21 protein-coding genes are annotated in these 24,992 nt (G+C 71.0%); 13 read left to right on the top strand and 8 right to left on the bottom strand.

The features are described 5' to 3' along the window. Positions 1-19: 19 nt before the first annotated feature. Both ACYVGD_RS15780 and ACYVGD_RS15775 read left to right on the top strand, forming a co-directional pair. Positions 20-571: a bacterial proteasome activator family protein gene (locus ACYVGD_RS15780; RefSeq protein ID WP_460744741.1), complete on the top strand. Its 552-nt coding sequence runs from the start codon at positions 20-22 to the stop codon at positions 569-571. 2 nt (positions 572-573) lie between these two features. Further along, positions 574-747: a hypothetical protein gene (locus ACYVGD_RS15775; RefSeq protein WP_460744740.1), complete on the top strand. Its 174-nt coding sequence runs from the start codon at positions 574-576 to the stop codon at positions 745-747. Positions 748-999: 252 nt separating this feature from the next. On the opposite strand, the gene ACYVGD_RS15770 is transcribed toward ACYVGD_RS15775, so the two are convergent. The 3 genes from ACYVGD_RS15770 to serS form a co-directional block, all read right to left on the bottom strand. Continuing rightward, positions 1,000-1,575 (bottom strand): WhiB family transcriptional regulator, encoded by a 576-nt coding sequence (locus ACYVGD_RS15770; protein WP_460744739.1) that lies wholly within the window; start codon positions 1,573-1,575, stop codon positions 1,000-1,002. Between the two features lie 362 nt (positions 1,576-1,937). Then, on the bottom strand, positions 1,938-2,744 hold the full coding sequence (locus ACYVGD_RS15765; protein ID WP_460744738.1) for an HAD family hydrolase: 807 nt from the start codon (positions 2,742-2,744) through the stop codon (positions 1,938-1,940). A 9-nt stretch (positions 2,745-2,753) separates the two neighbouring features. Then, on the bottom strand, positions 2,754-4,034 hold the full coding sequence (gene serS / locus ACYVGD_RS15760; RefSeq protein WP_460744737.1) for a serine--tRNA ligase: 1,281 nt from the start codon (positions 4,032-4,034) through the stop codon (positions 2,754-2,756). Positions 4,035-4,245: 211 nt separating this feature from the next. On the opposite strand from serS, the gene ACYVGD_RS15755 reads away from it, so the two are divergent. Continuing rightward, positions 4,246-5,850 carry a bifunctional phosphatase PAP2/diacylglycerol kinase family protein gene (locus tag ACYVGD_RS15755; RefSeq protein ID WP_460744736.1) on the top strand — a complete coding sequence of 535 codons (1,605 nt, stop codon included), beginning with the start codon at positions 4,246-4,248 and terminating at the stop codon, positions 5,848-5,850. Between the two features lie 75 nt (positions 5,851-5,925). Here ACYVGD_RS15755 and pheA read toward each other — a convergent pair whose 3' ends face one another. Next, the gene (pheA, locus tag ACYVGD_RS15750) at positions 5,926-6,864 is read right to left on the bottom strand and encodes a prephenate dehydratase (protein WP_460744735.1); all 939 of its coding nucleotides are present in this window, start codon (positions 6,862-6,864) and stop codon (positions 5,926-5,928) included. A 119-nt stretch (positions 6,865-6,983) separates the two neighbouring features. On the opposite strand from pheA, the gene larB reads away from it, so the two are divergent. Further along, positions 6,984-7,643 carry a nickel pincer cofactor biosynthesis protein LarB gene (gene larB / locus ACYVGD_RS15745; RefSeq protein ID WP_460744734.1) on the top strand — a complete coding sequence of 220 codons (660 nt, stop codon included), beginning with the start codon at positions 6,984-6,986 and terminating at the stop codon, positions 7,641-7,643. After that, complete coding sequence (gene larC / locus ACYVGD_RS15740; RefSeq protein WP_460744733.1) at positions 7,640-8,974, top strand: nickel pincer cofactor biosynthesis protein LarC; 1,335 nt, start codon at positions 7,640-7,642, stop codon at positions 8,972-8,974. The genes larB and larC overlap by 4 nt, the downstream gene beginning before the upstream one ends. Here larC and mptB read toward each other — a convergent pair. Then, the gene (gene mptB, locus ACYVGD_RS15735; RefSeq protein ID WP_460744732.1) at positions 8,963-10,537 is read right to left on the bottom strand and encodes a polyprenol phosphomannose-dependent alpha 1,6 mannosyltransferase MptB; all 1,575 of its coding nucleotides are present in this window, start codon (positions 10,535-10,537) and stop codon (positions 8,963-8,965) included. The genes larC and mptB overlap by 12 nt on opposite strands. 101 nt (positions 10,538-10,638) lie before the next feature. Between mptB and ACYVGD_RS15730 the strand changes: the two genes are divergently transcribed. Together ACYVGD_RS15730 and ACYVGD_RS15725 are read left to right on the top strand one after the other, a co-directional pair. Next, a complete protein-coding gene (locus ACYVGD_RS15730; RefSeq protein WP_460744731.1) occupies positions 10,639-11,871 on the top strand; it encodes an arginine deiminase in 1,233 nt (410 codons plus the stop codon). A 69-nt stretch (positions 11,872-11,940) separates the two neighbouring features. Further along, positions 11,941-13,203: a S8 family serine peptidase gene (locus ACYVGD_RS15725; protein ID WP_460744730.1), complete on the top strand. Its 1,263-nt coding sequence runs from the start codon at positions 11,941-11,943 to the stop codon at positions 13,201-13,203. A 72-nt stretch (positions 13,204-13,275) separates the two neighbouring features. On the opposite strand, the gene eccCa is transcribed toward ACYVGD_RS15725, so the two are convergent. After that, positions 13,276-17,418, bottom strand: a complete 4,143-nt coding sequence (gene eccCa / locus ACYVGD_RS15720) for a type VII secretion protein EccCa (RefSeq protein ID WP_460744729.1) — start codon at positions 17,416-17,418, stop codon at positions 13,276-13,278. 217 nt (positions 17,419-17,635) lie between these two features. On the opposite strand from eccCa, the gene eccD reads away from it, so the two are divergent. Continuing rightward, positions 17,636-19,042, top strand: a complete 1,407-nt coding sequence (gene eccD, locus ACYVGD_RS15715; RefSeq protein ID WP_460744728.1) for a type VII secretion integral membrane protein EccD — start codon at positions 17,636-17,638, stop codon at positions 19,040-19,042. Between the two features lie 48 nt (positions 19,043-19,090). Continuing rightward, positions 19,091-19,918, top strand: coding sequence for an enoyl-CoA hydratase/isomerase family protein (locus ACYVGD_RS15710; protein WP_460744727.1), 828 nt, complete (start codon positions 19,091-19,093; stop codon positions 19,916-19,918). 6 nt (positions 19,919-19,924) lie between these two features. Here ACYVGD_RS15710 and ACYVGD_RS15705 read toward each other — a convergent pair whose 3' ends face one another. After that, entirely contained in the window at positions 19,925-20,569 is a 645-nt protein-coding gene (locus ACYVGD_RS15705) for a hypothetical protein (RefSeq protein WP_460744726.1), read from the bottom strand. Further along, positions 20,566-21,744, bottom strand: a complete 1,179-nt coding sequence (eccE, locus tag ACYVGD_RS15700; RefSeq protein ID WP_460744725.1) for a type VII secretion protein EccE — start codon at positions 21,742-21,744, stop codon at positions 20,566-20,568. Before eccE ends, ACYVGD_RS15705 begins: the two co-directional genes overlap by 4 nt. A 279-nt stretch (positions 21,745-22,023) precedes the next feature. On the opposite strand from eccE, the gene eccB reads away from it, so the two are divergent. From eccB to ACYVGD_RS15680, 4 genes are all read left to right on the top strand, one after another. Beyond that, complete coding sequence (gene eccB, locus ACYVGD_RS15695) at positions 22,024-23,379, top strand: type VII secretion protein EccB (protein ID WP_460744724.1); 1,356 nt, start codon at positions 22,024-22,026, stop codon at positions 23,377-23,379. 355 nt (positions 23,380-23,734) lie between these two features. Then, entirely contained in the window at positions 23,735-24,046 is a 312-nt protein-coding gene (locus ACYVGD_RS15690; RefSeq protein ID WP_460744723.1) for a WXG100 family type VII secretion target, read from the top strand. 38 nt (positions 24,047-24,084) lie between these two features. After that, the gene (locus ACYVGD_RS15685; protein ID WP_460744722.1) at positions 24,085-24,387 is read left to right on the top strand and encodes a WXG100 family type VII secretion target; all 303 of its coding nucleotides are present in this window, start codon (positions 24,085-24,087) and stop codon (positions 24,385-24,387) included. Between the two features lie 207 nt (positions 24,388-24,594). Next, a complete protein-coding gene (locus ACYVGD_RS15680; RefSeq protein ID WP_460744721.1) occupies positions 24,595-24,990 on the top strand; it encodes a hypothetical protein in 396 nt (131 codons plus the stop codon). Positions 24,991-24,992 lie beyond the last annotated feature (2 nt).

Raw genomic sequence — 24,992 nt, 5'->3', positions numbered from 1 at the left:
TGCACCTAGACTGGAGCCCATGAGCGAACCCGAGCAGAACGACCAGACCGAGGAACCCACCGTGGTGGCCACCGACGAGGACGGTCGCGTGACGGTGGTCAGTTCCCGCGCCATGGCCACCGAGGACCGCTCCGGCGACCCTATGGGGTCGATGGTGGAGGAGCCGGCGAAGGTCATGCGCATCGGGCACATGACGCGCACCCTGCTGGAGGAGATCAAGTCCGCACCCCTCGACGATGCGTCGCGCAAGCGCCTGCGCGAGGTGTACGCGGCGTCGATCGCCGAGCTCAAGGACGGCCTCGACCCCAAGCTCGCCGACGAGCTCGAGCGCATCGCCCGCCCGTTCGCCGAGGACTCCACACCGTCGGACGCCGAGCTCCGCATCGCCCAGGCCCAGCTCGTGGGCTGGCTGGAGGGTCTCTTCCAAGGCATCCAGACCGCGCTGGTCGCCCAGCAGATGGCCGCACGCGCTCAGCTGGAGCAGATGCACCGCGCCCTGCCCCAGGGCCAGACCCCGCCCGCGGAATCCCAGCCCGGGGGCGGTCAGGGCCAGTCCGGCATGTATCTCTGATCGTGGCGAAGTTCCTCGTCTCGCACCCGTGCGACGACGGCTGCGGCGAGATCGAGACCGGTGACACCTGTCAGGGTGCACCGGTGTACCGCTGCCCGGGGTGCGACACCGAGTGGATCGAGGACCACGAGATCACCGAGCCGGACGCGCCGTTCGTGCGCGTCCCCCGGCAGTGATCCGTACGCGCTCACCCTCACGCGGCGTCGTTCGCCGTCGTCCGCGCCTGGTGGTCGACCGCACGGCCTGTACGACGTCATCCAGCGGAGCAAAGTCAACCTCACACCCCCACATCCACGCCGCTCCCCACCGTCACGGAGCGCAGCGCACATGAACGGGCGGGAGTCGATGTGTGACACGCACGCCGGACACCACGCCCGTTGAAACACGACAGCCCCGCATCGACGATGCGGGGCTGTAGCGTGGGGTGATCAGGCGACGCGGCGCGGGGCGCTGCGGCGTACGACCTCGTGGTAGGCCTGCATGACCTGGGCCACCGACGGCACGAACTTCTTGACTGGCTTGGGGTCGCGCTTCTCGTTGCGGTGCTTGCGCAGGTGGCGCTTGACCGTCGACAGCGAGCAGCCGAGGCGGTGGGCCAGCGTCTCGAGGCTCTCGTGCGGGTTGGCGTTGCGGAGGCGGACGACTTCGTCGTGGTCGACCTGACGGTGGCGGGCGGTGACACCGGCAAGGGTGTCGAAGTCCTCCGCGGCGACGGTGATGCGCAGGCGGTTGCGGATCTCCTGGCGCTGCCGCTCGCTGGTGCCGGCGACGACGCCGGCGACATCGTGTTTCACGACCGCGTTGTACAGGCACTGTTGCATCAGCGGGCACTCGTGGCAGAGGTTCTCGGCCTTGCGGGCGAGCATCATGTGCTCGCGGCGGGTCTCGGCCGGGGCGGATGCCGTCGGCGGCTCCTCCAGAAGCTGGTGCTGGAACAGCGACGCGTGCTCGATGCAGCTGCGCACGTCGGTGTCGTTCACGGTCGTGGAGCGAGCGGCGTTCATGGTGTTTCCCCCATCGTGTCTGCGTCTTCTGGTGAGTCCGACGGGACGTGTCCCCTCGGTGGTTCCCCTGAAGATCCCCCGATTTCGCGGGATTTCTCCCGCGGCTCCAATGTTCGCATTCACAAACATGGGCGCCTGACGTACAAGGTAAGCCGCCCTACCCGTCTTTTCGTAGGTAAAGCACCCAAGCAAATCTGAGTACCCGTACTCAGGCTCGTGAAGGGGGAGGCACAGGCAACGTGGCCAGTCGCTCCGCAAACCCGTGTCAAGACACGGGAGATCAGTGACATCTGATCCGTTGAAGCCTCAACGCACTCGGTTGAAGGGTCAACGCCTACAGGTGAACTTACAGAGAACGAAGGTCAACCAGCCGGGAACCAGCGCGCGAGTTCGTCCGGGGTGCCGTCGTCGACGAACAGACCCGTGACCGCGTCAGCGGCCGCCTTCACCTCGTCGGGCGCGTCACCGAGCGCCACACCGCGACCGGCCCACTGGAGCATCTCGATGTCGTTGCGCCCGTCGCCGAGCGCCAGCACGTCGACGGAGTCGACGCCCAGCTTCTCGCACACAAAACTCAGGCCGGTGGCCTTGTGGACGCCCTCGGGTGCGATGTCGAGCCAGGCGGAGTAGCCGATGAAGTAGGAGACGCCGTGCAGGCCCAGGGCCTCGGCGAGCTCGATGAAGTCCTCGTCGCTCGACCCCGGGTCGCGCACGATCACGCGCGTCACCGGCCGGGAGCGCAGCTCGTCGAGCGACTCATGCCAGACCTGGCCGTGGAGATCCCCGTCTGGGAACGCGCCCGAGACACGGTAGCCCTCCCCCACGACCTCGGTCGCGATCAACGCGTGCGGGGCGCGCTCGGCCACACGGTCAATCACCGCGGCGGGGTCGAACGTGACCTCGTGGACGACCTCGCCGCCCTCACCGGACGCCGGGTCGTACCAGACCCCCACCGCGCCGTTGGAGGACACCGCGTACCCCGCGGGCAGGTCGAGCGCCTCGAAGACCGGGCGGGTGGCGTGCCAGCCGCGTCCGGTGCTGAGGACGACGGGTACGCTGGCGTCGACCACGCGGCGTACGGCCGCGTACACCGAGGGCGGGAGCACGCCGGCATGGTCGACGAGGGTGCCGTCGATGTCGAGGGCAACGAGTCGGGGGCGCCAAGTCACGCGCCGACCCTACCGACCGGCAGGGGTCAGGACCTCGCGCCCGCCGAGGTACGGACGGAGCGCGGCGGGGACGCGTACGGAGCCGTCGGCCTGTTGGTGGTTCTCGAGGATCATGATGATCATGCGCGTCATGGCGCACAGCGTGCCGTTGAGCGTCGCCAGCGGGCGTACTCCGTCGGCGAAGCGGCCACGGATGTGCAGGCGGCGGGCCTGGAAGTCGGTCGTGTTCGACGTCGACGTGATCTCACGGTATTTCTCCTGCGTCGGCAGCCAGGCCTCGCAGTCGAACTTGCGCGCCGCGGACAGGCCCAGGTCACCCGAGGCGACGTCGATGACGCGGAAGGGGATCTCCAGCGACGAGATGAAGTCCTTCTCGTAGCCGAGCAGCTTCTGGTGCATCTCCTCGGCCTCGGCCGGGTCGCAGTGGACGAACATCTCGACCTTGTCGAACCAGTGCACGCGGAAGATGCCGCGAGTGTCCTTGCCGTACGAGCCGGCTTCCCGGCGGTAGCACGGCGAGTAGCCGACGTACTTGCGCGGCAGCGAGTCGGCCTCGAGGATCTCGTCGCGGTGGTACGCCGCCAGCGCGACCTCGGAGGTGCCCACGAGATAGAGGTCGTCGGCGGGCAGGTGGTAGACGTCGTCGCCCGAGCCCTGGCCCAGGTAACCGGTGCCGTCCATCGACTCCGGGCGCACCAGCGCCGGCGGCAGGATCGGAGTGAAGCCCCACTCGGTGGCCTTCGCCATCGCGTGGTTGAGCAGCGCCAGCTCGAGCTGGGCGCCCACACCGGTCAGGAAGTAGAACCGCGAGCCCGACACCTTCGCGCCGCGCTCCATGTCGATCGCGCCGAGGATCTCACCGATCTCGAGGTGGTCCTTCGGCTCGAAGCCCTCGGCGGTGAAGTCGCGGGGCGTGCCGATCTCCTCGAGGACGGCGAAGTCTTCCTCGCCGCCGCGCGGGACCTCGTCGAAGACGAGGTTCGGCAGCTGCTTGAGGCGTTCCTCGAACGTCGCCTCGGCTCCCTTGGCCGCGGAGTCGGCCTCCTTGACCTGTGCGGCGAGCTCCTTCGTACGCGCGAGCAGCGCCTGCTTCTCGTCGCCCTGGGCCTTCGCGACCTGCTTGCCCATGCCCTTCTGCTCCGCACGCAGCTCCTCGAAGCGAGTGATGTTGGAGCGGCGGGACTCCTCCAGCGCGAGCAGCTCGTCGACGACGGACGAGTCCTCCCCGCGGGCCTCCAGCGAGGCGCGGATCTTGTCAGGGTCGGTGCGCAGCAGCTTCGGATCGATCACCCCGCCAGCCTAGCGTTCGAGCCACGACTTCTATCCCGAGTCTGCGAGCCCGCCACCCGGCTGGCCGCCGGCCCCCGAAGGCTCTGAGCCTCCACCGGGGTGGACGCCCGCACCAGACTGGCCCGCCCCTTCGAAGGACCAGGAGTCCTGGACCGTGGATGCCGAACGACCGCCACGGGGCCCCGACCGCTGCGCCCCGTAGACTTCAGAAGTGACCCGCAGACCCAGTCCGTACGCGACCGCGATCACCGCGGCGACCGTCACCGCGGCCGTCGCGTGGACGCTTCTCGTCGCCCTCGGTGTCTTCGACGGCATCGACCGCGCGACGGTCCATCGGGGGCTCGTCCCCGACTCCCCCGTCGCCCAGATCGCGTCGGCGTTCGCGCTGACGTTCCACCCATGGATCCTCTTCGCCGTGCTTGGCGGCATCGCGGTGTGGGCCAACCAGCGCCGCATGCGCAACCTCGCCATCGCCCAGGCCCTCGCGATCGTGCTGGGCTGGGGCGGCTACCTGCTGCTCAAGCTCGTCCTCCACCGCGCCAGGCCGGACACCCCGTTGCGGGTCATAACCCACTCGGGCTACGCGTACCCCTCCGGTCACATGGTGGCCGTGACGGTCGTCGGTGCCATGGTCGTGGCCACGCTGACGGTCACTCGCCAGTCGCGGACCGTGCAGTGGTGGGGCCGCGGCATCGCGGTCGCGCTGCTGGTGCTGGTCGGCATGGACCGCTGGGCCATGAACGCCCACTGGTTCTCCGACATCGTCGGCGGCGTCCTGTACGGCGCGGCGGTCACGTCGGTCGCCCTGGTCGCGGCGAGCGTACGCGTCCTCCCGAAGGACCCCATCGGCGCGATCGAGCAGGCCGTCCTCCACCGCCCGACCCCCGAACCCGAGCCGGGCACCCCGCCGAAGCGGTGCGCGATCGTCTACAACCCCACGAAGGTGCTCGACCGGGCGACGTTCCAGCGTCACGTGGAGTACGAGCTCGAGTCCCGCGGCTGGGATCGACCCATCTGGCTCGAGACGACCAGGCACGACCCCGGCCACCAGATGACGCAGGTCGCCGTCCGCAAGAAGGTCGACCTTGTGCTCGGCGCCGGTGGCGACGGCACGATCCGCGTGATCTGCGACGAGCTCGCCGACACCGGCATCCCGTTCGGCATCATCCCCGCCGGCACCGGCAACCTCCTGTGCCGCAACCTCGGCATCCCGCTCGACGAGCCGTCGGCCCTCCGCGTCGCGTTCGACGGCGTCCCGACGCCGACCGACCTGGTGAGGATCACCGTCGACGACGAGGACGACGGCGAGGCGTGCGCCGTCATGGCAGGCATCGGCATCGACGCGGCGATCATGGAGAAGACCGACGCCGACCTGAAGAAGGTCGTCGGCTCCGGCGCCTACTTCCTGTCCGCCGCCCAGAACGCCAACCACCCACCGCTGCCGGTCACCATCACCGTCGACGACGGCGAGCCGTTCCGACGCCGCGCGTCGGTCCTGCTCGTCGGCAACGTCGGCATCCTTCAGGGCGGCATCCAGATCATCCCCGGGGCGCGCGCCGACGACGGGCTGCTCGACCTGCTCGTCGCGAGCCCGCGTACGGTCGCCGACTGGGCCCGGCTCACACGCAAGGTCCTCACCCGCCGCGCGCAGGCCGGCGGCGACGACCGCATGGATCTCATCCAGGCCCGCCGGGTCGAGATCGTCGCCGACCGCCGTGACGCCTACCAGCTCGACGGCGACACCGAGGGCCGCTGCCAGAAGATGGTCGCCGAGGTCATGCCCGGCACGCTGCAGCTGATGCTGCCGCGCCGCTGAGGACCACCGACCGGGTGCTCCTCGTCTCGCTGGTGCTCGCTCGGAGAGCAGGGCCTGATCACGCTCGGAGAGAGGTCAGCCCTCGGGATTGCGTACGCGCTGCAGCCAGGCCTCCGCGTCGCGGTAGGCGCGGTCGGTGTGCGACGCGCGCAGGTCGGGGCGTACGCCGTCGGCGCTGGGGTACGAGCCGAGGAACACGACCTCGCGCATGGTGCGGTGCAGGCCCTTGATCGCGCCCGCCACGCGAGCGTCCTCGACATGGCCGAGGGCGTCGATCGAGAAGCTGTACGTTCCGCGCGTCATGCGGCTGGGCCGCGACTCGATGCGCGACAGGTTCACGCCGCGGCTGACGAACTGCTCGAGCATGCGCAGCAGTGCGCCGGGCTCGTCATCGGGCAGGAAGACGACCATCGTGGTCTTGTCCGCGCCGGTGGACGGCGGCGGGGCGGCCGGCCTGGACACGAGCACGAACCGGGTGAACGCCTCGGTGTTGTCGGCGATCGCGGTGGCGACGGCCTCGAGGCCGTGCATGCGGCCGGCGATCTCGGCGCAGATCGTCGCGTCGTAGCGCGACTCCGGATCGGCGACCTCCGCCGCACCCGCCGCCGTGGAGCCGCCCTCGCTGACGGTGGCCTGCGGCAGGTTCGCCGCGAGCCAGCCGCGGCACTGCGCCGAGGCGTGCGGGTGTGTCACGACGCGGCGTACGTCGGCCAGACGCGTCCCGGGGCGCGCGTACAGGTTGAACTGAACGGGCAGGAGCAGCTCGCGCGTGATCACCAGCGGGTCGCCGTACGTGAGGTTGTCCAGCGTGGCCGAGACCCCGCCCTCGACGGAGTTCTCGATGGGCACGAGCACCGCGCCGACCTCGCCCGAGCGGACCGCCTCGAGCGCGAGCACGACGGAGCCGTACGGGATCGGCTCGCCGTTGAGGACGGGCAACGACAGCAGGGCCTGATGGGTGAAGGTCCCCTCGGGACCGAGATAACCGAACTGGGCGGGCGGGACTCCGGGCATGGGCGACAGGCTAGCCGCGTCCGGCGATCGCGTACCCGCGTTCCCAGCCTTCAGGCGCCCAGCTGGGGCGGCGTGGTCGGGATCCACCTCGTCGACGTGGCCCCACTAGGGTCGTCCCCATGACCGACCGCTGGGCCCGACCCGACCTGGACCGCGCCGCACGCACCGGCGACCCCGAAGTCGTCTACGGCGCGGGCAAGACCCCGGACCAGGTCGTCGACCTGCTGCGGCGCCTCCACGAGGCGCACCCCGCTCGGGCGGTGCTGGCCACGCGTCTGGACACCGCCCACCTGGCCGCGGTGACCGCCGACCTGCCCGGCACGGCCATCGACGAGGTGGCCCGCTGCGCGACGCTGGGCCCGCTGCCCGAACCCCGCGGCACCGTCGCCGTGATCGCCGCCGGGACGTCGGATGCGCCCATCGCGGCCGAGGCCGCGCTGACCGTGCGCGTGTTCGGCGCCGGCGTACGCCGCATCGACGACGTCGGCGTGGCCGGCCTGCACCGCATACTCGACGCCCGCGCCGAGTTCGCCGACGCCGACGCGGTCGTGGTCGTCGCCGGCATGGAGGGCGCACTCCCATCGGTCGTCGGCGGTCTGGTCGGCGTACCGCTCGTCGCGGTGCCGACGTCGGTCGGCTACGGGGCGAGCTTCCAGGGGCTGTCGGCGCTGCTGGGCATGCTGAACTCGTGCGCGCCCGGCGTCACCGTCGTCAACATCGACAACGGATTCTCCGCCGGGGTCCACGCCGCTCGCATCGCCCGAGGAGCCGCCCGATGATCGCCTGGATCGACTGCTCCGCCGGGATCGCCGGCGACATGCTGCTGGGCGCGCTGCTCGACGCGGGCGCCTCGCACGAGCGCGTACGCGAGGCCGTGCGCGCCGTCGCGCCGGTGCTGGATGTGCGGGTTGAGCGTACGCAACGCCATCAGATCGACTGCGCCAAGGTGACCGTCGTCGACACCACCAGCGCGCGCGCCGCCGACGGCCTGCCGCACGACCACCACCCGAACCACGCGCACGCCCACCCGCACCGACCGTGGCGCGAGGTGCGCCGCCTGCTCGACGACGCCGACCTGGACCCGCGCGTCCTCGCGTTGGCCCACGCGGCGTTCGAGCGACTGGCGTACGCCGAGGGCGCGGTCCACGGCATCGACCCCGACGACGTCGAATTCCACGAGGTGGGCTCGCTCGACGCGATCGGCGACGTCGTCGGCTGCGCCGCCGCGCTGGTTGACCTCGACGTCGACACGCTCACCGCTTCGCCGGTCACCGTGGGCCACGGCACCCAGGTCCTCGGCGCGCACGGCCGCATCCCCGTCCCCGGTCCCGCAGTCACCCAGCTCGCCCGGGCCGCGCGCATCCCGGTCACCGGCGGACCGGTCGCGATGGAGATGGCGACGCCGACGGGCGTGGCCATGCTCGCGGCGTGGTGCGAGGAGTTCGGCGCGCCCCCGGCGATGGTCCCAGATCAGGCTGGGTCCGGCGCGGGTACGCGGGATCCTGAGGGTGTCGCGAACCTGGTGCGGGTGCTGGTGGGGTCCCCTCGTCTCGATGGCGCTCGCTCGGAGACCGCTTGCCCTGAGACCGTGGAGGTCCGTTCTCCGGGCGAGGCGGCCTGCGGCCGGGACGAGGAGCTCCTCGCCGGCACTGGTTCGGGGACCGCCCGCACCGAGCAGGCGATCGTGCTGGAGGCCAACGTCGACGACCTCGACCCGCGGGTCTGGCCGACGGTGCTGGACGCGCTGCTGGCCGGCGGCGCGTACGACGCGTGGTTGATACCGATCCTGATGAAGAAGGGCCGCCCGGCCCACACGCTGTCGGTGCTGTGCTCCCCCGACGACCGGGCGTCGCTCGTGGAGGCCATCGTGCGGCACACCACGACCCTCGGCGTACGCGAGCACCCGGTCCGCCGCCACTCCCTCGACCGCCGCACCGACCCCGTCGACGTCGACGGCCACGCGGTCGACGTGAAGGTCGGGCTGCTCGGCGACGAGGTCGTCAACGCCCAGCCGGAGTTCGAGCACTGCCGCGCCGCCGCGGACGCGCTCGGCGTACCCGTCCAGGATGTCGTCGCCCGGGCGCTGGCGGCGTGGTGGTCAGCCCGCTGACGGGTCGGCCGCAGCCTCCTTCGGGGGCGGCGCGGCGCGGCGGCGCAGGGCGTGCTCCTGCCACCAGACGACGACGGCGAGCATGAGCACCACCGCGACGTTCGACGTGAGCTCGCGCGAGCGGCGGCTGGCCAGCTCCATCGCCGGTGTCATCATCGGCGCGTAGCGGCCGAGGACGTAGCCGAGGTTCAGCGCCGTCACGCGGACGAGCTCGATCAGGTCGAGTCGGGTCGGGCCGAGCAGTGCCATCGGCATGAAGCACATGAGGTCATACCAGGGCAGGGTGTACGCCGAGGTCAGCAGCCACGCACCCGAGATCACGACGGCGGCACGGACGGCGACGGTCACCGGGTCGCGGCGCAGGTCGGCACCCTCGGGCAGTCCGGGGGCCGCACGCCACGGCAGGACGCGGGCCAGCATCCAGCCGACGACCAGTGCGAGCAGCCACGGCAGGACGCCGAGCACCGACGAGACCGTCGCCTCCGGCAGGAACGGCGACAGGAACCGCTGGATCGGGAACGCCCACGACGTCGCCGCCACGTAGGACGCGTTCTTCGAGGCCGTCTCCAGGGCGGCGGGGAACACCAACAGATAGGCGATCACGTTCGGGATCGCGCCGCCCAGCCCGGCCAGCAGGAACGCCTTCAATCGGCGCCGGTAGGCCCACGCCATCGCGAGGCCGTACACGCCGACGGTCGCCTTCGACGTCATGCCGGTGCCGATGAGCAGGCCGGCGAGGAACGGGTTGGAGCGCAGGAACAGGAACCCCGCCACGGCCAGACACAGGCCCAGCGACTCGTTGTGGGCGCCGGCGACCACGCCCCAGATCATCAGCGGGCACGCGACGGTCATGAGGATCGCGCGCGACTGGAGGAGCCGCTCGCCGCCCGCGACCCGGACGGTGACGGCACCGGCGGCGAGGAACGTCGTGGTGAAGATGAGCTGGAACCAGAACACGATGTCGTGCACGTTGGTGCCGCCGAGCGCGTTCGCCAGCCGCATCACCGCCCACAGCAGCGGCCCGTAGACCGACACCGTGTCCTGCCACGGCTCCTCCATGGCGACCAGGACGGGATCGAACTGCGTACGCAGGACCTCGGCCGGTGTCACGGTGTAGTTGTCGAAGCCGAGCTCCGAGAGACGACCGTACGCGGCGTACATGATCACGTCGGCCGACGTCATGGGCGGCACGAGCGCGACGCTGACCGTCATGAGCGCCCCGAGGCCGAACAGCTTCCGGTTGTCGGGGCGCCAGCCGGCGTCCAGCGCACGCCAGCTGACCCAGGTGCCGAGTGCGCCGACGAGCACGGTCCCCCAGCCGAGGAAGGCCACGCCCCACGAGGGGATGGGGTTGCGCCCGGGCAGCGAGAACGGCGGGAGCAACGAGCCGCGCCGCGGCAGCGCGAGCGTCATCACCGATTCGCCGAGGGCACCGATCATCACGGCGAGCAGAGTGGAGGCGACCAGCAGTCCGAGGGCGGTACGGGGCGAACGATGCCAGGGCGTGCCCTGGGGCGCGTCGAGCAGTCCCGTCCCGGTGGGTGGGTAGGTGTCTGCGGTCACGGTGGCGCCTCGGTCGGGTGGCTGGGTCGCAGACAGGCTACCGGTTGGCTCCTGCCCCGGCCGGGCTCGCCGCCCGCCCGGTGGAACGCTAGTCTCCGGCCATGGTGACCCACATCTCACAGTCGAGCGGAGAGACCCCCACGTTCGGCGTACGGACCGAGGTCGGGCAGCTGCGAACCGTGCTGCTCCACCGCCCCGGCAACGAGCTGCGCCGACTGACCCCGCGCAACAACGACGACCTGCTGTTCGACGGCATCCCCTGGGTCGACCGCGCCCAGGACGAGCACGACGCGTTCGCCGACGTGCTGCGCGGCCGCGGCGTCGAGGTGCTCCTGCTGTCCGACCTGCTCGTGGAGACGCTGCGCGGTGACGAGGCCCGCCTGCGGGCGATCGAGCTCACGACCAGCGACGACCTCCACATGGGAGAGACGCTGCGTCGCACGCTGAAGCAGCGCCTGGGCGACCTCGACCCCGAACAGCTCGCGGAGGTCCTCATGGCGGGCCTCCGCAACGACGAGTACGCCGGCCCGCGCACGCTGGTGACGTCGATGCTGGCGCCGGAGGACTTCCTCATCAACCCGCTGCCGAACCTGCTGTTCACCCGCGACTCGTCGGTGTGGCTCGCCGACCGTTCGGCGATCACGTCGCTGGCGCTCCCGGCGCGTGCCCGGGAGACACGCCTGACCGACCTGATCTACACCTACCACCCGCGTTTCGCGCCGCTCGCCGCCGACGGCCGCGGCCCGGTCCACGGCTGGCGCAACGAGCACGTCGAGGGCGGCGACATCCTCGCGATGGCCGAAGGCGTCCTGGCGGTCGGCGTCGGCGAGCGCACCACCCCGGCCGGTGTGGAGTCGTTCGCGCGCACCGTCATGGGTCTCGGCCTTGCCCGCACCGTCCTGGCCGTGCCGATCGACCAGGAGCGCGCGACCATGCACCTCGACACGATCGCGACAATGGTCGACCACGACAAGATGGTCATGTACCCCAACGTCGCCCACCGCCTGTCGGCGCGCGCGCTGCACCTCGACGGCGACGACCTGGTCGTCGGCGACGAGCGCCCCTTCCTCGACGCGGCCGCCGAGGCCATCGGCCACCCGATCCAGCTCATCGACACCGGCCTCGACCCGGTCACCGCCGAGCGCGAGCAGTGGGACGACGGCAACAACACCCTCGCGATCTCGCCGCGGGTGGCGGTGGCGTACGAGCGCAACACCGAGACCAACGCGCGCATGGAGGCCGCCGGCATCGAGGTCGTGGCGATCTCCGGCTCCGAGCTCGGCTCGGGCCGCGGTGGCCCGCGCTGCATGAGCTGCCCGATCGCGCGCGACTGAGGGGGTCGCACCGCCGGCGCAGGGAGCCGCGCAGGCCACTTCTGCCCCTGCGTTGACTATCGTGTGCGCGTGCCCAAGCCCGTATGCCGTGTCGCCGCCTTCGCGGCGGGTCTCGCGCTCACCCAGGTGTGCGCCCACCCCGCGTACGCGGCCGACGGCGACGGCGAGCCGTTCAGCGCGAGCACGTGCATCGACTACCCGAAGCAGGCACCCGTGGCGTCGTGGGCGACGGAGCGGCTGAAGGCCGAGAAGGCGTGGCCGCTGGCGACTGGCAAGGGCGTACGCATCGCCGTGCTCGACACGGGCATCGACACCGAGGGTGTGGCGGTGCTGACGCGCGCCGAGAGCGGACACCAGGTGGTGCGGGAGAACTACAACTTCGCGGGCTGGGACGCGATCCGCGGCAACGGCAACGAGAAGAAGGCCGACTGCACGCACGGCACGAAAATCGCCGCCCTGATCGCTGGCAACGCCCAGCCGGGATCGGGCACCGACTTCACCGGCATCGCCCCCGACGCGGACATCATCGGCATGCGTACGCTGCAGGCGGCCGTCCGGTTGGACGAGGAGAAGGCCAACAAGCCCGAGCCGCTCGAGCCGACGATCAAGGCCATCCGTCGCGCGATCGACCTGAAGGTCGACATCATCAACATCTCGGCGGCGGGCACCGGCTCGCCGGAGTACGAGCGGGCGATCTCGGACGCGATCGACGCCGGCATCGTCGTCGTGGCGGCGGCCGGGAACTCGGGCTCATCGGCGTCACGGCCCTACCCGGCGAGCTATCCGGGCGTCATCGCCGTCGGCATGACCGACGCCAGGGACGTCGCCCACCCGCAGTCGCAGTCGCACGAACGCCTGAAGGTCACAGTCGCCGCGCCGGGTGTGGACGTGCTGGTCCCGAACCCGAGCTCGCCGTCCGGCGGCGCGGCCTGGCAGACCGACACCGGTACGAGCTTCGCCGCCCCTCAGGTCGCCGGCGTCGTCGCGCTGATGCTGGAGCGCGAGCCCGACCTCACCCCTGCGGAGGTCAAGCAGCGCCTGCAGGACTCGGCTGACCCGCCCCCTGCCGCCGTTCCGGACAAGCAGCTCGGTCACGGCATCGTGAACCCGTACGCGGCGCTCACCGCCATGCCCGGTGGTTCGCGTACGCCCGGGCCCACGCCCAAGCCCCCGCCCGGCCGAGCTCCCTTGCCGAACGAGCGGCCGTTGACCGGCGGCCGCGGTGCCGATCTCGCGCTGGTCCTCGGTGGTGTCGCCGTCCTCGGCACGGCGCTGGCGACCGCGCTGTACGCGGCGTACCCCTTCGGGCGTCGGCGCAACTGGCGCCCCTGACCGTCGCCCCGCGCCCGACAAGCGCGCGAGCGTCGGTGCAGTGCGCCCCGGCGCGTGAGCGCGCCCAGACAACTAGTCGTACTGCGGTTCCGGCGTGTGGACGGTCTGGACGAGCACCTTCTGCGCACGCGTGACCATGGTGCCGCGGCCGGGCGGCAGCGACGTGGGCTTGACGTCGCCCACGAGCGCGCCCTCGTCGCGCGGGCCCGAGAGCACCATCGCGGGCGCCTGGGCGTCGCGCATGCGGGCGAGGATGCCGTCGCCGTATGCGGCGCGGCCGGCACCACCCATGCCGCGTGCGATGACCATGTGGAGGCCGATGTCGGAGGCCTGCTGGACGAGCTTGGCGAAGCCCGACAGCGGGTTGTCCATCGTCGTGGCGACGAGGTCGTAGTCGTCGACGACGACGAAGACCTCGGAGCCCTTCCACCAGGACCGCTTGCGGAGCTGTTCCTGGGAGACGTCGGGGCCGGGGAGGCGTTCGGCGACGGCCGCGGCGAGGCCCTCGCCCATCTCGTTGGCCGCGGACGCGGACGCGCAGTATGCCGCCAGATATTCGTCGGGGACGAAGCCCAGGTGGGAGCGGCGGTAGTCGACGAGGAGGATCTTGACCTCGTCGGGGCGGTACTTGGAGATGATGCCCTGCAGGAACGTGCGGACGATGGTCGACTTGCCCGACTCGGGCTCGCCGAACAGGTAGAAGTGCTGCTCGGCCTCGGGGTCGAACATGACGGGGGCGAGCTCGAGCTCGTCGACGCCGATGGCGAAGGAGCGTCCGGGGCAGTCGGCCGGCGCCGGCAGGTGCTCGGGCAGCAGCTCATCGGGCAGCATGCGGACCTCGGCGACCTTCGGGCCGGGCCACGCCCTGGTGACGGCGGCGACAGCGTCGCGTACACCCTCGGGCAGGTGCTCGGGGTCCGGGTCGTGGTCGATGCGGGGCAGGCCGATGAGCATGTGCAGCGAGTCGTTGGACAGGCCGCGGCCGGGGCGGCCAGCGGGGACGAGACCGGCGGTCTTGCGGTTGATCTCCGACTCGTAGGAGTCGCCGAGCTTGAGCTCGACGCGCGACTGGAGGAGGTCGCGGATGGCCGTGCGGCACTCGGACCACTTGCCGGTGGCGGCGATGATGTGGATGCCGAACGACAGGCCGCGCTGGGCGAGCTGGGTGAGGGAGTCCTCGAACTCCTCGAACTCCTGGCGCAGGGTCAGCCAGCCGTCGACGACGAGGAAGACGTCGGACGAGAACCGGTCGGCGGGGATCGACCCGTCGGCGCGGCCGCGACGGTAGGCCTGCATCGACTCGACTCCGAGCTCCGCGAACTGGAGCTCGCGGGCCGACAGCAGGGAGGTGAGCTCGGCGACGGTGCGCTTGACGCGGTCGACGTCGAGGCGGCCGCAGACGGAGCCGACGTGCGGCATGCCGCGCAGCGACGCCAGCGAGCCGCCGCCGAAGTCGAGCACGTAGAAGCCGACCTCGGTCGGGGTGTTGAGCAGCGACAGCGACATGATGAGCGAGCGCAGCGCGGTCGACTTGCCCGACTGGGGGCCGCCGACGATGCCGAGGTGGCCGGCACCGCCGGAGAGGTCAACCCACATGGGGTCGCGCCTCTGCTGGCGTGGCCGGTCGACGAGCGCGACGGGCGCGCGGAGGCGTCCGTGGTTGGAAGAGTCGGCGGTGGTCAGGCCGCGACCGGGCACCTCCACGAGGCGTCCGCCCTCGCCGAGGGATCCCTCGAGGAGCTCGGCGACCGTCGGCGAGATGTCGAGCGGCGGCAGCCACACCTGGTGGGCCGGCCACTCGCCCTTGCCGCGGAGCCGCCCGACGACGATGTTGAGGAGAGTCTCCTCCTCGTCGCCGTCCTTGCGCGCGGAACGCTTGGGCTTGGCGTCCGCGGCCGGCGTGGCGGGCTCGACGGCCTTCGGCTCGGGCGCGGGCGGCAGCTCGGGGGCGACGAAGCCGGGCAGGAACGGCAGCACGGGCGGGATCCACACCTCAGTGTGGTCCTCGGCGTCGGACGCGTCGGCGATGCCGTCGTTGCCGCGGGCGATGGGGGCGCTGGAGCCCTTCCACGGGCCGGAGACGTACGCGGCCTTGAACTGCACCATGTTGGTGGTGTCGTACTTCAGGTAGCCGTTGCCGGGCGCCGAGGGGAGTTCGTACGCGTCGGGCACGCCGATGACCACGCGCGACTCCTGCGGCGAGAACGTACGCAGGGCGATGCGGTAGGACAGGAACGTGTCGAGGCCGCGGAGCTTGCCCTCCTCGAGGCGCTGCGAGGCCAGCAGCAGGTGGACGCCGATCGAGCGGCCGATGCGGCCGATCTGGATGAAAAGGTCGATGAACTCGGGGCGCGCGGTGAGCAGCTCGGAGAACTCGTCGACGACGATGAACAGCGACGGCATGGGCGGGATGTCCTCGCCGTCCTGGCGCGCCTGCTCGTACTCCTCGCGGTTCTTGATGTCGCGCGACTTGAGCTTGGCGTTGGTGGCCGAGAGCACCTCCATGCGGCGGTCGAGCTCGCCACCGATGGCGTCCTGCATGCGGTCGACGAGCGTGAGCTCGCCCTCGAGGTTGGTGATGACGGCCGACACGTGCGGCAGCTCTTCGAGGCCGGCGAACGTGGCGCCGCCCTTGAAGTCGACGAGCACGTAGTTGAGGCGGTCGGGGCCGTGTGTCATCGACAGGCCGAGCACGAGTGTGCGCAGGAACTCCGACTTGCCGGAGCCGGTGGCGCCGATGCACAGGCCGTGGGGGCCCATGCCGGCCATGGCCGACTCCTTGATGTCGAGCTCGACGGGCTGGCCCTGGGTGCCGTTGCCGATGGGGACGCGCAGGCGCTGGTGGAGCGGGCGGAGCTTCCAGGCCCGTGAGGTGTCGATGACGGTGGGGTCGCCGACGCCGACCATCGCCGGGTAGTCCTTGGGTGGCTCGAAGACGGGCGCCTCGGCGATGTCGTCCTCGTCGCTGGCGGGCAGGTCACGGCCGTGCATGCGGTAGCCGGCGAGGCCGCGGGCGAGCATCTCGACCATGACCATGGGCAGCTGGTCGGCGGGGCCGACCTCGGAGGCGCGGACCTGCTGACCGCGGCGCAGGTGGACGACGAGCATGCCCGGGTCGTCGGGGCGGGCCGGGTCCTTGCGTACCTCCATGGCGACGGTGCCTTGCTCCAGCCGGCGCGGGGGCTCGGTGACGCGGGAGATCTCGAGGACGGTCGCGGTGGTGCCGGGCGCGGTGAAGGGGGCGGCGCTGACGCCGTCGACACCGTCGGTGACGACGACGACGTGCTTGAGGGCCTCGTCCTCGAGCGAGCCAGCGGCGCCCTCGGCGAGCTGGGCGAGCTCGACGGCGTTGGTCGCGAACAGGCGCATGAGGCCGATACCGTCGGTGCGGGTGGGGTGCTGGGCGTGCGGCAGCCACTTGGCCCAGTCCCACAGGTGGACGCGGTCGGGCGCGATGCAGAACAGGATGCGGAACTCGGTGGGCGCGTGCCAAGCGGCCATCTGGGCGACCATCGCGTACGCCAGCCTGCGCGCCTCGTCGCTGTCGCCGAGGACCTGGACGAGGCGGTATGCAGGCACGTCGAGCGAGATCGGCATCGACGGCACGCGGCGGTGGGTGTTCATGAAGCGGCGCAGGGCGCCGACGGTGAGCGGCTCGAGGTCCTCGACGGGCTTCGACTCGGGCGGCGTGATGCGCTGGGCGAAGTTCTGCAGGCCGAGCCCGACGCGGATGGAGCCGAAGTCGTCGTTCTCGGGGCGGCGCTCCCACATGCGGCGGTTGCCGGAGATGGTCCACAGGTCGGCGGGATCGGGGTGGATCCACAGCATGGCCTTGCGCTGCTCCTGCGCGGTGTCGCGTACGCGCTTGCGCATCTGGCCGAGGTAGCGGAAATAGTCGCGGCGCGCGGCGTCGAGCTCCTGGGCCTGGTCGTCGTTGCCGCGACCGGTCTGGGTGAGCATCATGCCGAGCATCGAGATGCCATACATGCCGCCCATGACCGCACCGAGCGGGCCGCGGCCTCCCCCGCCGCCGGACATCATCATCATCGCCATGGCGCCAGCACCGGCGACCATCGGCAGCATCATCAGGATGCCGCGCAGCCCCTGGCCCTTGGCCGGGGGCGGGATCTCCGGCGGGGACTCGAGCAGCAGGTCACCCCGGGGCATCGACGGCCCGAGCGCCCGCTTGGGTCGGTTGAAGGTGATGGTCGCCACGGCCGGTCACACTATCCGCGCGGCGTGTCAGGCGCACCCGTCCACCATCACCCGAAACCCAACCTGTCCGCATGCCACGACACGTTGGTCCCGGGACTGCGTCCCAGGGACCACTTCGGCCATCGTCGTGCACGAAGTGGGCTTCTGGCCGCGTTCGCGCGCACGCGTACGCGGCTGGACCGCCGGCACGACCCCGTAGGGGCTAGGCTCACGCCCCGTGAGCACTGGGGTGGAAGAAGGCACGGGTGAAGACCTCGCGCGCGTGACGGTGATCTCGCCGACGCGACGCATCGACCTCGCGCTGCCCGGCGGCACGCCGCTGATCGACCTGCTGCCCAACATCGTCCGCTTCGCCGGCTACGAGGGGGGCTCGGCGAGCGACGCCCAGCAGACGTGGGTGCTGCAGCGGTTTGGCGAGGACCCCCTCGACACCAACCTCGACGTGGCCGAGCTGGGCCTGCGCGACGGCGAGACGCTCCACCTGCGCCAGCGACCGGCGGCGATGCCTGATGCGGCGTTCGACGACGTGGTCGACGCGGTGGCGACGGCAACGAGCACCCAGCCGTCGTGGGAGCCCGCCGACGGCCAGCGCTTCGCCCTGGTCCTGCTCGCCGTCATCGGCATCTCCCTGCCGGCAGCGGGCGCCCTGCTGGTGCCCGGCTGGGTCGTGTCGGCGATCGTCCTGCTCATGTCGGCGGCGTGCGGGTTCACCGCGATCCTGCTTGCGCGCGCGTTCGGCCAGCGGCCGACGGCCGGCACGCTGGCGTGGGTGTGCACCGCCCTCGCCGCAGTGGGCGGGTTCAACCTGCTCAGCGGCACGTTCATCCCCGAGTCGGGTGATTGGCCGATCCAGCTGTTGTGCTCGGGCGCGTTCGCGCTCGTCGCGGCAGGGGCGATGGCGCTGGGTACGCAGGTCACCGCGTACCACCTGCTGGGCGTGGCGCTGACCGCCATGGTGGTGGTCGGGGCGTCGACGGCGGCGGTGCTGCTGCCGGGGCGCGCCCTCCACGTGAGCGCGGTGGCGCTGGCGATCGTGCTGGCGATGACCCCCCTGCTGCCCGCGATCGCGTTCCGCATGGCGCGGGTGGCGATGCCGAACCTGCCGGCGACGGCGGAGGGGCTGATGGCCGACCGTACGCCGGTGCAGTCCGACATCGTCGAGCGCGCCGTGTCGGCCGACCGCTTCCTCGGCGGCTTCCTCGTCGCGACGGGCCTGTCGGCGACGCTGCTGTCGATCCCGGTGTTCATGGTGGCGCATGGCTGGGCGCCGGTCGCCCTTCTGGTGGCGGTCGCGCTGGCCCTGGCGCTGCGTGCCCGGACGTTCACCGGCCGCATGCAGCGCTTCTGGCTGCTGCTCGGCGGCACGCTGGTCGGCCTGATGGCCATCGCCAAGTGGGAGGCCTACCTCCAGTCGCCCATCTTCAAGGCGGGCCTGGCCGCGGTCGTGGTCCTGCTGGCGGTGTGGCTGCTCGCGCAATACGCTACCACCCAGTGGAACAGGGTCCTGTCACCGGTGTGGGGACGCTGGGGCGACATCCTCGAGTGGCTGGCGATCATGGCGATCGTGCCGCTGGTGCTGGCCGTCCTCGACGTCTACTCGTGGGCGTACGGCCTCGCCGGTTGACCCCGTTTCGCGCCCTTCGGCGGGCGCCGCTGTGGGATGATCGCCCGCATGACGACCGAGCATCCCGGATTCCGCCTGACCCGAACCGATGCCGTGCTGCGGCTGACGCTGTGCAACCCCGACAAGCGCAACGTCCAGACGCCCTCGATGTGGCTGGCCATGGCCGAGGTCGCGCGCACGCTTCCTGAGGACGTACGCGTCGTCGTGATCGACGCCGAGGGCCAGGACTTCTCCGCGGGTCTCGACCGGGCGATGCTGCAGCCGGAGGCGCCCAAGGGAGAGCCGAAGGTGCTGTCGATCGCCGCGAACCGGGGGCCGGCCGAGACGTCCCGCCTGATCGCGACGTTCCAGGAGGCCTTCTCGGCGTGGGCCGAGTGCGACGCCATCGTCGTCGCCGCGGTCCAGGGCAACGCGATCGGCGCGGGTTTCCAACTGGCGCTGGCCGCCGACCTGCGCGTGGTGGCCGCCGACGCGAAGATGTCGCTCCGCGAGACCTCGCTGGGCATGGTGCCCGACCTGGGTGGCACGCTGCCGCTGGTGCGTACGGTGGGCTACTCGCGCGCGCTGGAGATCTGCCTGACCGGCCGCGCCATCGAGGCCCAGGAGGCCGTGGGCTCGGGCCTCGCGACGATCGTCGCGCCGAACGACCGCCTCCGTGACGTGACCGATGCCGTGGTCGACGCCATCCTCGGCAACCGCCCGTCGGCGACGAAGGCCATCAAGAAGGTGCTGCGCGCCGCGATCACGAACGACCCGGCAGCCCAGCTCGCGACCGAGCGCGAGGCGCAGGGCCACCTGTTCGTCGAGCTCGTCGGCGGCTGGCGCAAGCCCACCGAGCCCCACCACGACCACGGGGACCACGACCACACCCACTGAGGGCGGTCAGCCGAACAGCAGCTGGTATTCCGTCGGTGTCGGGCGCATCGCGATCTTCACGATGCGCCGCGGCACGGCGAGCATGACCTCGTCGTTGGCCATGAGCTCGCACGCGCGCACCTGGCGGTTGTTCAGGAAGTACGCGCGACGCATCGCGTCGACCATCTCGGGGTTCTCGGGTGTGATCAGGCCCATGTCGCACGTACGCAGGTCGGACACCAGCGAGTCGGACGCGGGGTCGATCGTCACCAGCACCGACTGCCAGGAGCCGATCTGCGCGGTCGAGCCCTCGTACGTGGCCGCGTCGTCGACGATGAGCGACGGCCGGTAGGGGCGCCCGGCCTCCGGGAGGGGCTGCCCGGGACCCACGAGGTCGGCGGTGCCGCCGTGGGCGTGGATGCGTTCGACGAGGGCCGTCCACTCGCGCGGGTCGTCGGCGATGACGGAGACGTGGGCGCCGAGCGAGATCGAGCGGAACGCCAGAAGCCACGACACGTACTGCGGCACGGCGAGCACGAGCCGGGTGCCGCGCTCCCGGAACAGGCGGATCGAGACGGGGCCGCGCGGGCCCTCGCCGAGGACCATGCCGCTCGGCCCGGTCGTCATCACTGCCTCGCGCGTCGGCGCGTCGGGCAGCACCCAGCCGCTCACAGCTCCGGCCCCCGTCCGAGCGGGACGGTCGCCAGCATCGTCGGCACCTGCGTACCTCCGGCGAGCGCGAGGCTGACGTCCTTGCCGAGCGTACGGGCGAGGTGGTCGACGGCGCGGCTGGCGCCCTCGTCGTTGGGCGCGACGACGCGTACGCCGCCGTGGGGCGAGCGGCCCGGCTCGAGCGTGTACGCCGTGACGCCGAACAACACCGGCGCCGAGGCGAGCGCGTCGTTGATGTGCTGGAACGTGCGCGAGGGGTTGGTTCCCCAGCGGCGGACGAGCTGGCCGGCGTGGACCATGCCGTCGCACTCCCAGCGGGTCCAGCGCTCGACGGAGCGTACGCCGCGGGACGCCGCCGACGTGGTCCCGGCGGTGAGCTCGAGCACGTCGACGACCTGGTCGGCGTTGAGCATGTTCGTGTCGACGCCGGCACGCTTGAGGACCGACTGGACGCGGTGGAGGCCGAACTTCAAGGTGGCGTGGATCCCGGCGATGCCCTCGCCACGGCGGGTGACGGCGTTGAGGCAGCGCGTCGGCTCGAGGCGTACGCAGATCCAGGTGCGGCGCACGGCGGGCGGCACGACGGGGGCGGTCTCGCGATAGGCGGCCGCGGCGGCAGACGATCCGCCGAGGAGCAGGTCGTTGGGCGCGGGCACGGTGTAGGTGACGACCTGGACGCCGGCGAACAGGATGTCGTCGGAGACGGTCAGGCCGTCGAGCAGGCCGAGGTCGATCTCGGCGCCGGAGTCGGCGAGCAGGTCGTCGTCGGCCTGGACGCCGAGGACGGCGACCCAGCCGTCTCCCTCGGAGACGATGCCGATCTCCTCGCCGCGGCCGGTGCGACCGGCGATCACGCGGAGGCCGTCGGTCCAGGCGGCGACAGGACCGAGCTCGGCGGCGACGCGGCGGGCGCCCTCCTTGTTGGCGCTGCGGCGGCCGTACATCCAACGAAGCCGCAGCCAGCCCACGAGCGAGCGGCCGCCGAAGAACGGCAGGACGAGCACGAGGATGGCGATGAGGAGCGAGCCGCCGACGAGGATGCCGAGGGTGTTGCGGGCCAGCAGGAAGACCACGGCCACCAGCACGGCGATCTCGATGGCGACGAGGCTGGGGGCGTTGCGCAGCAGCCAGGGCCGCTGCAGCGTACGTGCAGCCACCTCTCCGCTTCGTGACACCGGTCCTCCTCGTTCTGGCGATGATCGAGCATCACTCTAGGGGCACATCAGGTCCGATCCGCCAGCCCTCGGGCCCATGGATGGATCTCGCCCCACAACAGGCCGAAAACGTCACAACAGGTCATCCAACGCCAGTCGTGACGTCTTCACCCTGTTGTAGACGGGCTGGTGTGCCGCGTACTGCGCACGAGGAGGACCAGCGCGCGTATTGAAAGGTGACACCGTCAGGCGACAGAATGCCCACGGCCCGCAACGCCAAGGAGTCCGGAAGGAGGGCTGATGGCCAGCCGCAAGGACCTCCTCAAGGCCCACACGTTCATCACCGGACGTCTCACATCGGCGCTGGTCGACCGCGACCCGGACGACCCGGCACCACCCATCAAGCGTCAGGTCACCGGCATGTGGGTGAGCGTGATGATCGGCATCCTCGTCCTGGCGGGCTTCGGCGTGGTGGGGCTGATCAAGCCCGGAAACTCGAAGAACTGGCAGGCCGACCGCACGGTCATCGTCGACTCGGGCTCGGGCGGGACGCTGGCGTTCCTCAACGGCAAGCTCTACCCGACCTACAACATCACCTCGGCCAAGCTCGCCACCGGCGGCGGCGAGGTGAAGTCGGTCAAGCCGTCCTCGCTGCGCGACTTCCCCCGCGAGCGCATGATCGGCATCCGGTCGGCGCCGGCCCAGCTGCCCGACCCGAAGGACGTGACGAACTGGCCGATCCGCACGTGCAGCGTCGCGCCGCCGGTCGGGTCGTCGAGCGACCAGCGCTTCACGACGCTGGAGATCGGCACGGGGCAGGTCCCCGGCGAGTCGGCGTCGTTCGTGGCCAAGGCCGATGACGACCAGGAATACCTGGTGGCGAGCGGGCGGGCGTACGCGCTGCCCACGCATGCGATCGCGCTCCACCTGGGCTTCGGCGAGCAGATCGTACGCCCAGGCTCGGCTTGGCTGCGCGCGCTGCCGCAGGGGCCGCGTCTGGACCCGCTGGAGATCCCTGGTCGCGGTTCGCGGTCGAAGAACCCGGTGCAGGGTCTCGATCCGACGATCGGCACGCTGATGCACGTCGACGGCGCGATCCGCACCTCGTACGTCCTGCTGTCCGACGGGTTGAGCGAGATCTCGCCGCTGGAGGCGGCGGTCCTCGAGGTGGCGAACGGCAAGAAGTCGATCCCCGTGCGGGCAAGCGACGCCAACGAGGCCCGCAACGCGTCGATCCGTAGCGTCGCCCATCCGGCGATGCCGTTCCAGCTGCCGACGCGCTCGCCCATCGAGAACACCGAGCGGGCCTCGGTGTGTGCGACGTGGGTCGACTCGGACGAGAGCCCCCGCATCGCGTTCGGCGCGCCGACACCACCGGTCTCCCAGCAGCATCCCGACGAAGCGGTGGCCGACACCGTCGTCATGCCGTCGTTGCGCGGAGCACTGCTGCGTCCGCGGGGCAGCGGTCGTGAGACGCCGGGCACGCTCGTGGTCGACGGCAAGAGGTACGCGATCGCCGACACCGAGTCGCGGGCCGCTCTGGGTTATGGCCAGCTCGAGTCCGCCGAGGTCGAGCCCGCCCTGCTGAAGCTGATCCCCGAGGGCATGGACCCGGGCCGCTCGCTGTCGATCCGCGCGGCCACGGAGATGGGCTGACCCTCTTCCCCCGGCTTCTCCCTGGGCGCCCGGCTCCAGCCCACCCAGTTCTCCGAGCGAGCACCACCCCACCCTGTGCGCCGAGCGAGCGTCAGCGAGACGAGGCCCCACGTAGCCCCTCGGAACCTTCCCTACGCAGGGTCGCGGGTCACGGCGGAGGGCGACACCTAGGCGCTCTAGGTATAACTACTCATTCGCTACTCAAAGCCCGTCGCACCGGGGATTTCCGCTTCCGGACTGACCCGTGGGCCTCCTATGGTCTTTCACAGAACGGCATCCGGAAGTCCGGGTGACACAACCAAACGGCACACGCCACACCCCCGGGTGAACATCACTCGGCCGAACTGGAGGAAACATGTCCAAGGAATCGCATTCGCCGGAAACCCTCGCCAAGGCCGGCAACGAGGTCGAGCAGGCCTACGGTCAGATCGAGAAGCAGATCCAGAAGAAGCTCTACGGCGAGATCGAGGCCCTCATGGGTACGTGGAAGGGCGACGCCGCCCGCATGTTCTACCAGGCCTTCCAGCAGTTCGACAAGGAGTTCTCCGACGTCCAGGACTCGCTGAACCTGCTCCACAAGAAGCTCGTCCAGTCGGGCGTCGACTACTCGAAGACCGAGGTCGAGTCCTCTGACGTGGCCGCGCGCCTCAAGAACCTCATCGGCTGACCCACCCACCCCTCACGACTTCAGGAAAGAGCAGAGACATGAGCCACGATCAGATTTCTTACAACCGCGAGCACATCTCGCAGGGTGTCGCCGACCTCCGCGCCGCCAAGAACGCCATGGCCCGCGCCAAGGAGGAGCTCCAGCGCGACGTCACCAGCATCCTCGGCGAGTCCTGGGAGGGCCCGTCGCACGAGGCCTACCAGGCCACGATGCGCGAGTGGAACCAGTCGATGGAGCGCATGGAGAACATCTCCAACGCCATCGAGCAGGCTCTCGGCAACATCGGCGAGAACTACGTGAACACCCAGCGCGCCGTCCAGGGCATGTGGTCGGAGAAGTGATCCCACTTCCCACCCGGTGAGCGGGCGCGGCCTTCGGGCCGCGCCCGTTTCGCCTTGTCGGGGACGGCGCCTCGTCGCGCCCGCTGCCGGCGGTCGCGTACGCGTGGAACCTTCCTCGTCCCGCCGGTTCCGTCAAGCCACGGAACCGACGAGGATGGCTGTGACGTCCCAGTCAGGTCCCCCACCGATCGAGCCCCAGGAGCAACCGTGCAGCAGATGGTGCATGACGGCGGAGGCGGATCCATCCGTCCGCCGGTGCGGTCCGAGGTCCACGTCGACCCCGGTGACATCCGCGACTTCGCCCGTTTTCTCGACGAGATGACCGAGCGCGTACGCGACGTCGAGAAGACCTTCGAGCCCTACGTGCGCGAGATCGACCCGGTGCGGGCCGACTTCGGCGCCTACTACGCGTCGGCCGGCGCGACCGCGGACCACGACAAGGCCGTCCGCGCGGCCCACGCCAACCTCGTCGCCCTGCGCAAGCGCGTGGCCGAGCTGTCCGAGGGCACGCTGCTGCTGTCCCGCGGCTATGCCGCCGCCGAGGACCTCAACGCGTCCGTGGCGTCCGACATCAAGGCGGCGCTGGGCAACAAGGCGCTCTGATC

This window comes from Mariniluteicoccus endophyticus, assembly GCF_054780035.1.
This window is presented reverse-complemented; position numbering and strand designations above follow the sequence as displayed.

What these genes read in the sequence shown, in the direction of transcription:
- ACYVGD_RS15730 (WP_460744731.1), top strand. Translation starts at nt 10,639, where the DNA reads ATGGTGACCCACATCTCACAGTCGAGCGGAGAGACCCCCACGTTCGGC.
- ACYVGD_RS15780 (WP_460744741.1), top strand. Translation starts at nt 20, where the DNA reads ATGAGCGAACCCGAGCAGAACGACCAGACCGAGGAACCCACCGTGGTG.
- larB (WP_460744734.1), top strand. Translation starts at nt 6,984, where the DNA reads ATGACCGACCGCTGGGCCCGACCCGACCTGGACCGCGCCGCACGCACC.
- pheA (WP_460744735.1), bottom strand. Translation starts at nt 6,864, where the DNA reads ATGCCCGGAGTCCCGCCCGCCCAGTTCGGTTATCTCGGTCCCGAGGGG.
- eccB (WP_460744724.1), top strand. Translation starts at nt 22,024, where the DNA reads ATGGCCAGCCGCAAGGACCTCCTCAAGGCCCACACGTTCATCACCGGA.
- ACYVGD_RS15770 (WP_460744739.1), bottom strand. Translation starts at nt 1,575, where the DNA reads ATGAACGCCGCTCGCTCCACGACCGTGAACGACACCGACGTGCGCAGC.
- ACYVGD_RS15685 (WP_460744722.1), top strand. Translation starts at nt 24,085, where the DNA reads ATGAGCCACGATCAGATTTCTTACAACCGCGAGCACATCTCGCAGGGT.
- larC (WP_460744733.1), top strand. Translation starts at nt 7,640, where the DNA reads ATGATCGCCTGGATCGACTGCTCCGCCGGGATCGCCGGCGACATGCTG.
- ACYVGD_RS15690 (WP_460744723.1), top strand. Translation starts at nt 23,735, where the DNA reads ATGTCCAAGGAATCGCATTCGCCGGAAACCCTCGCCAAGGCCGGCAAC.
- ACYVGD_RS15710 (WP_460744727.1), top strand. Translation starts at nt 19,091, where the DNA reads ATGACGACCGAGCATCCCGGATTCCGCCTGACCCGAACCGATGCCGTG.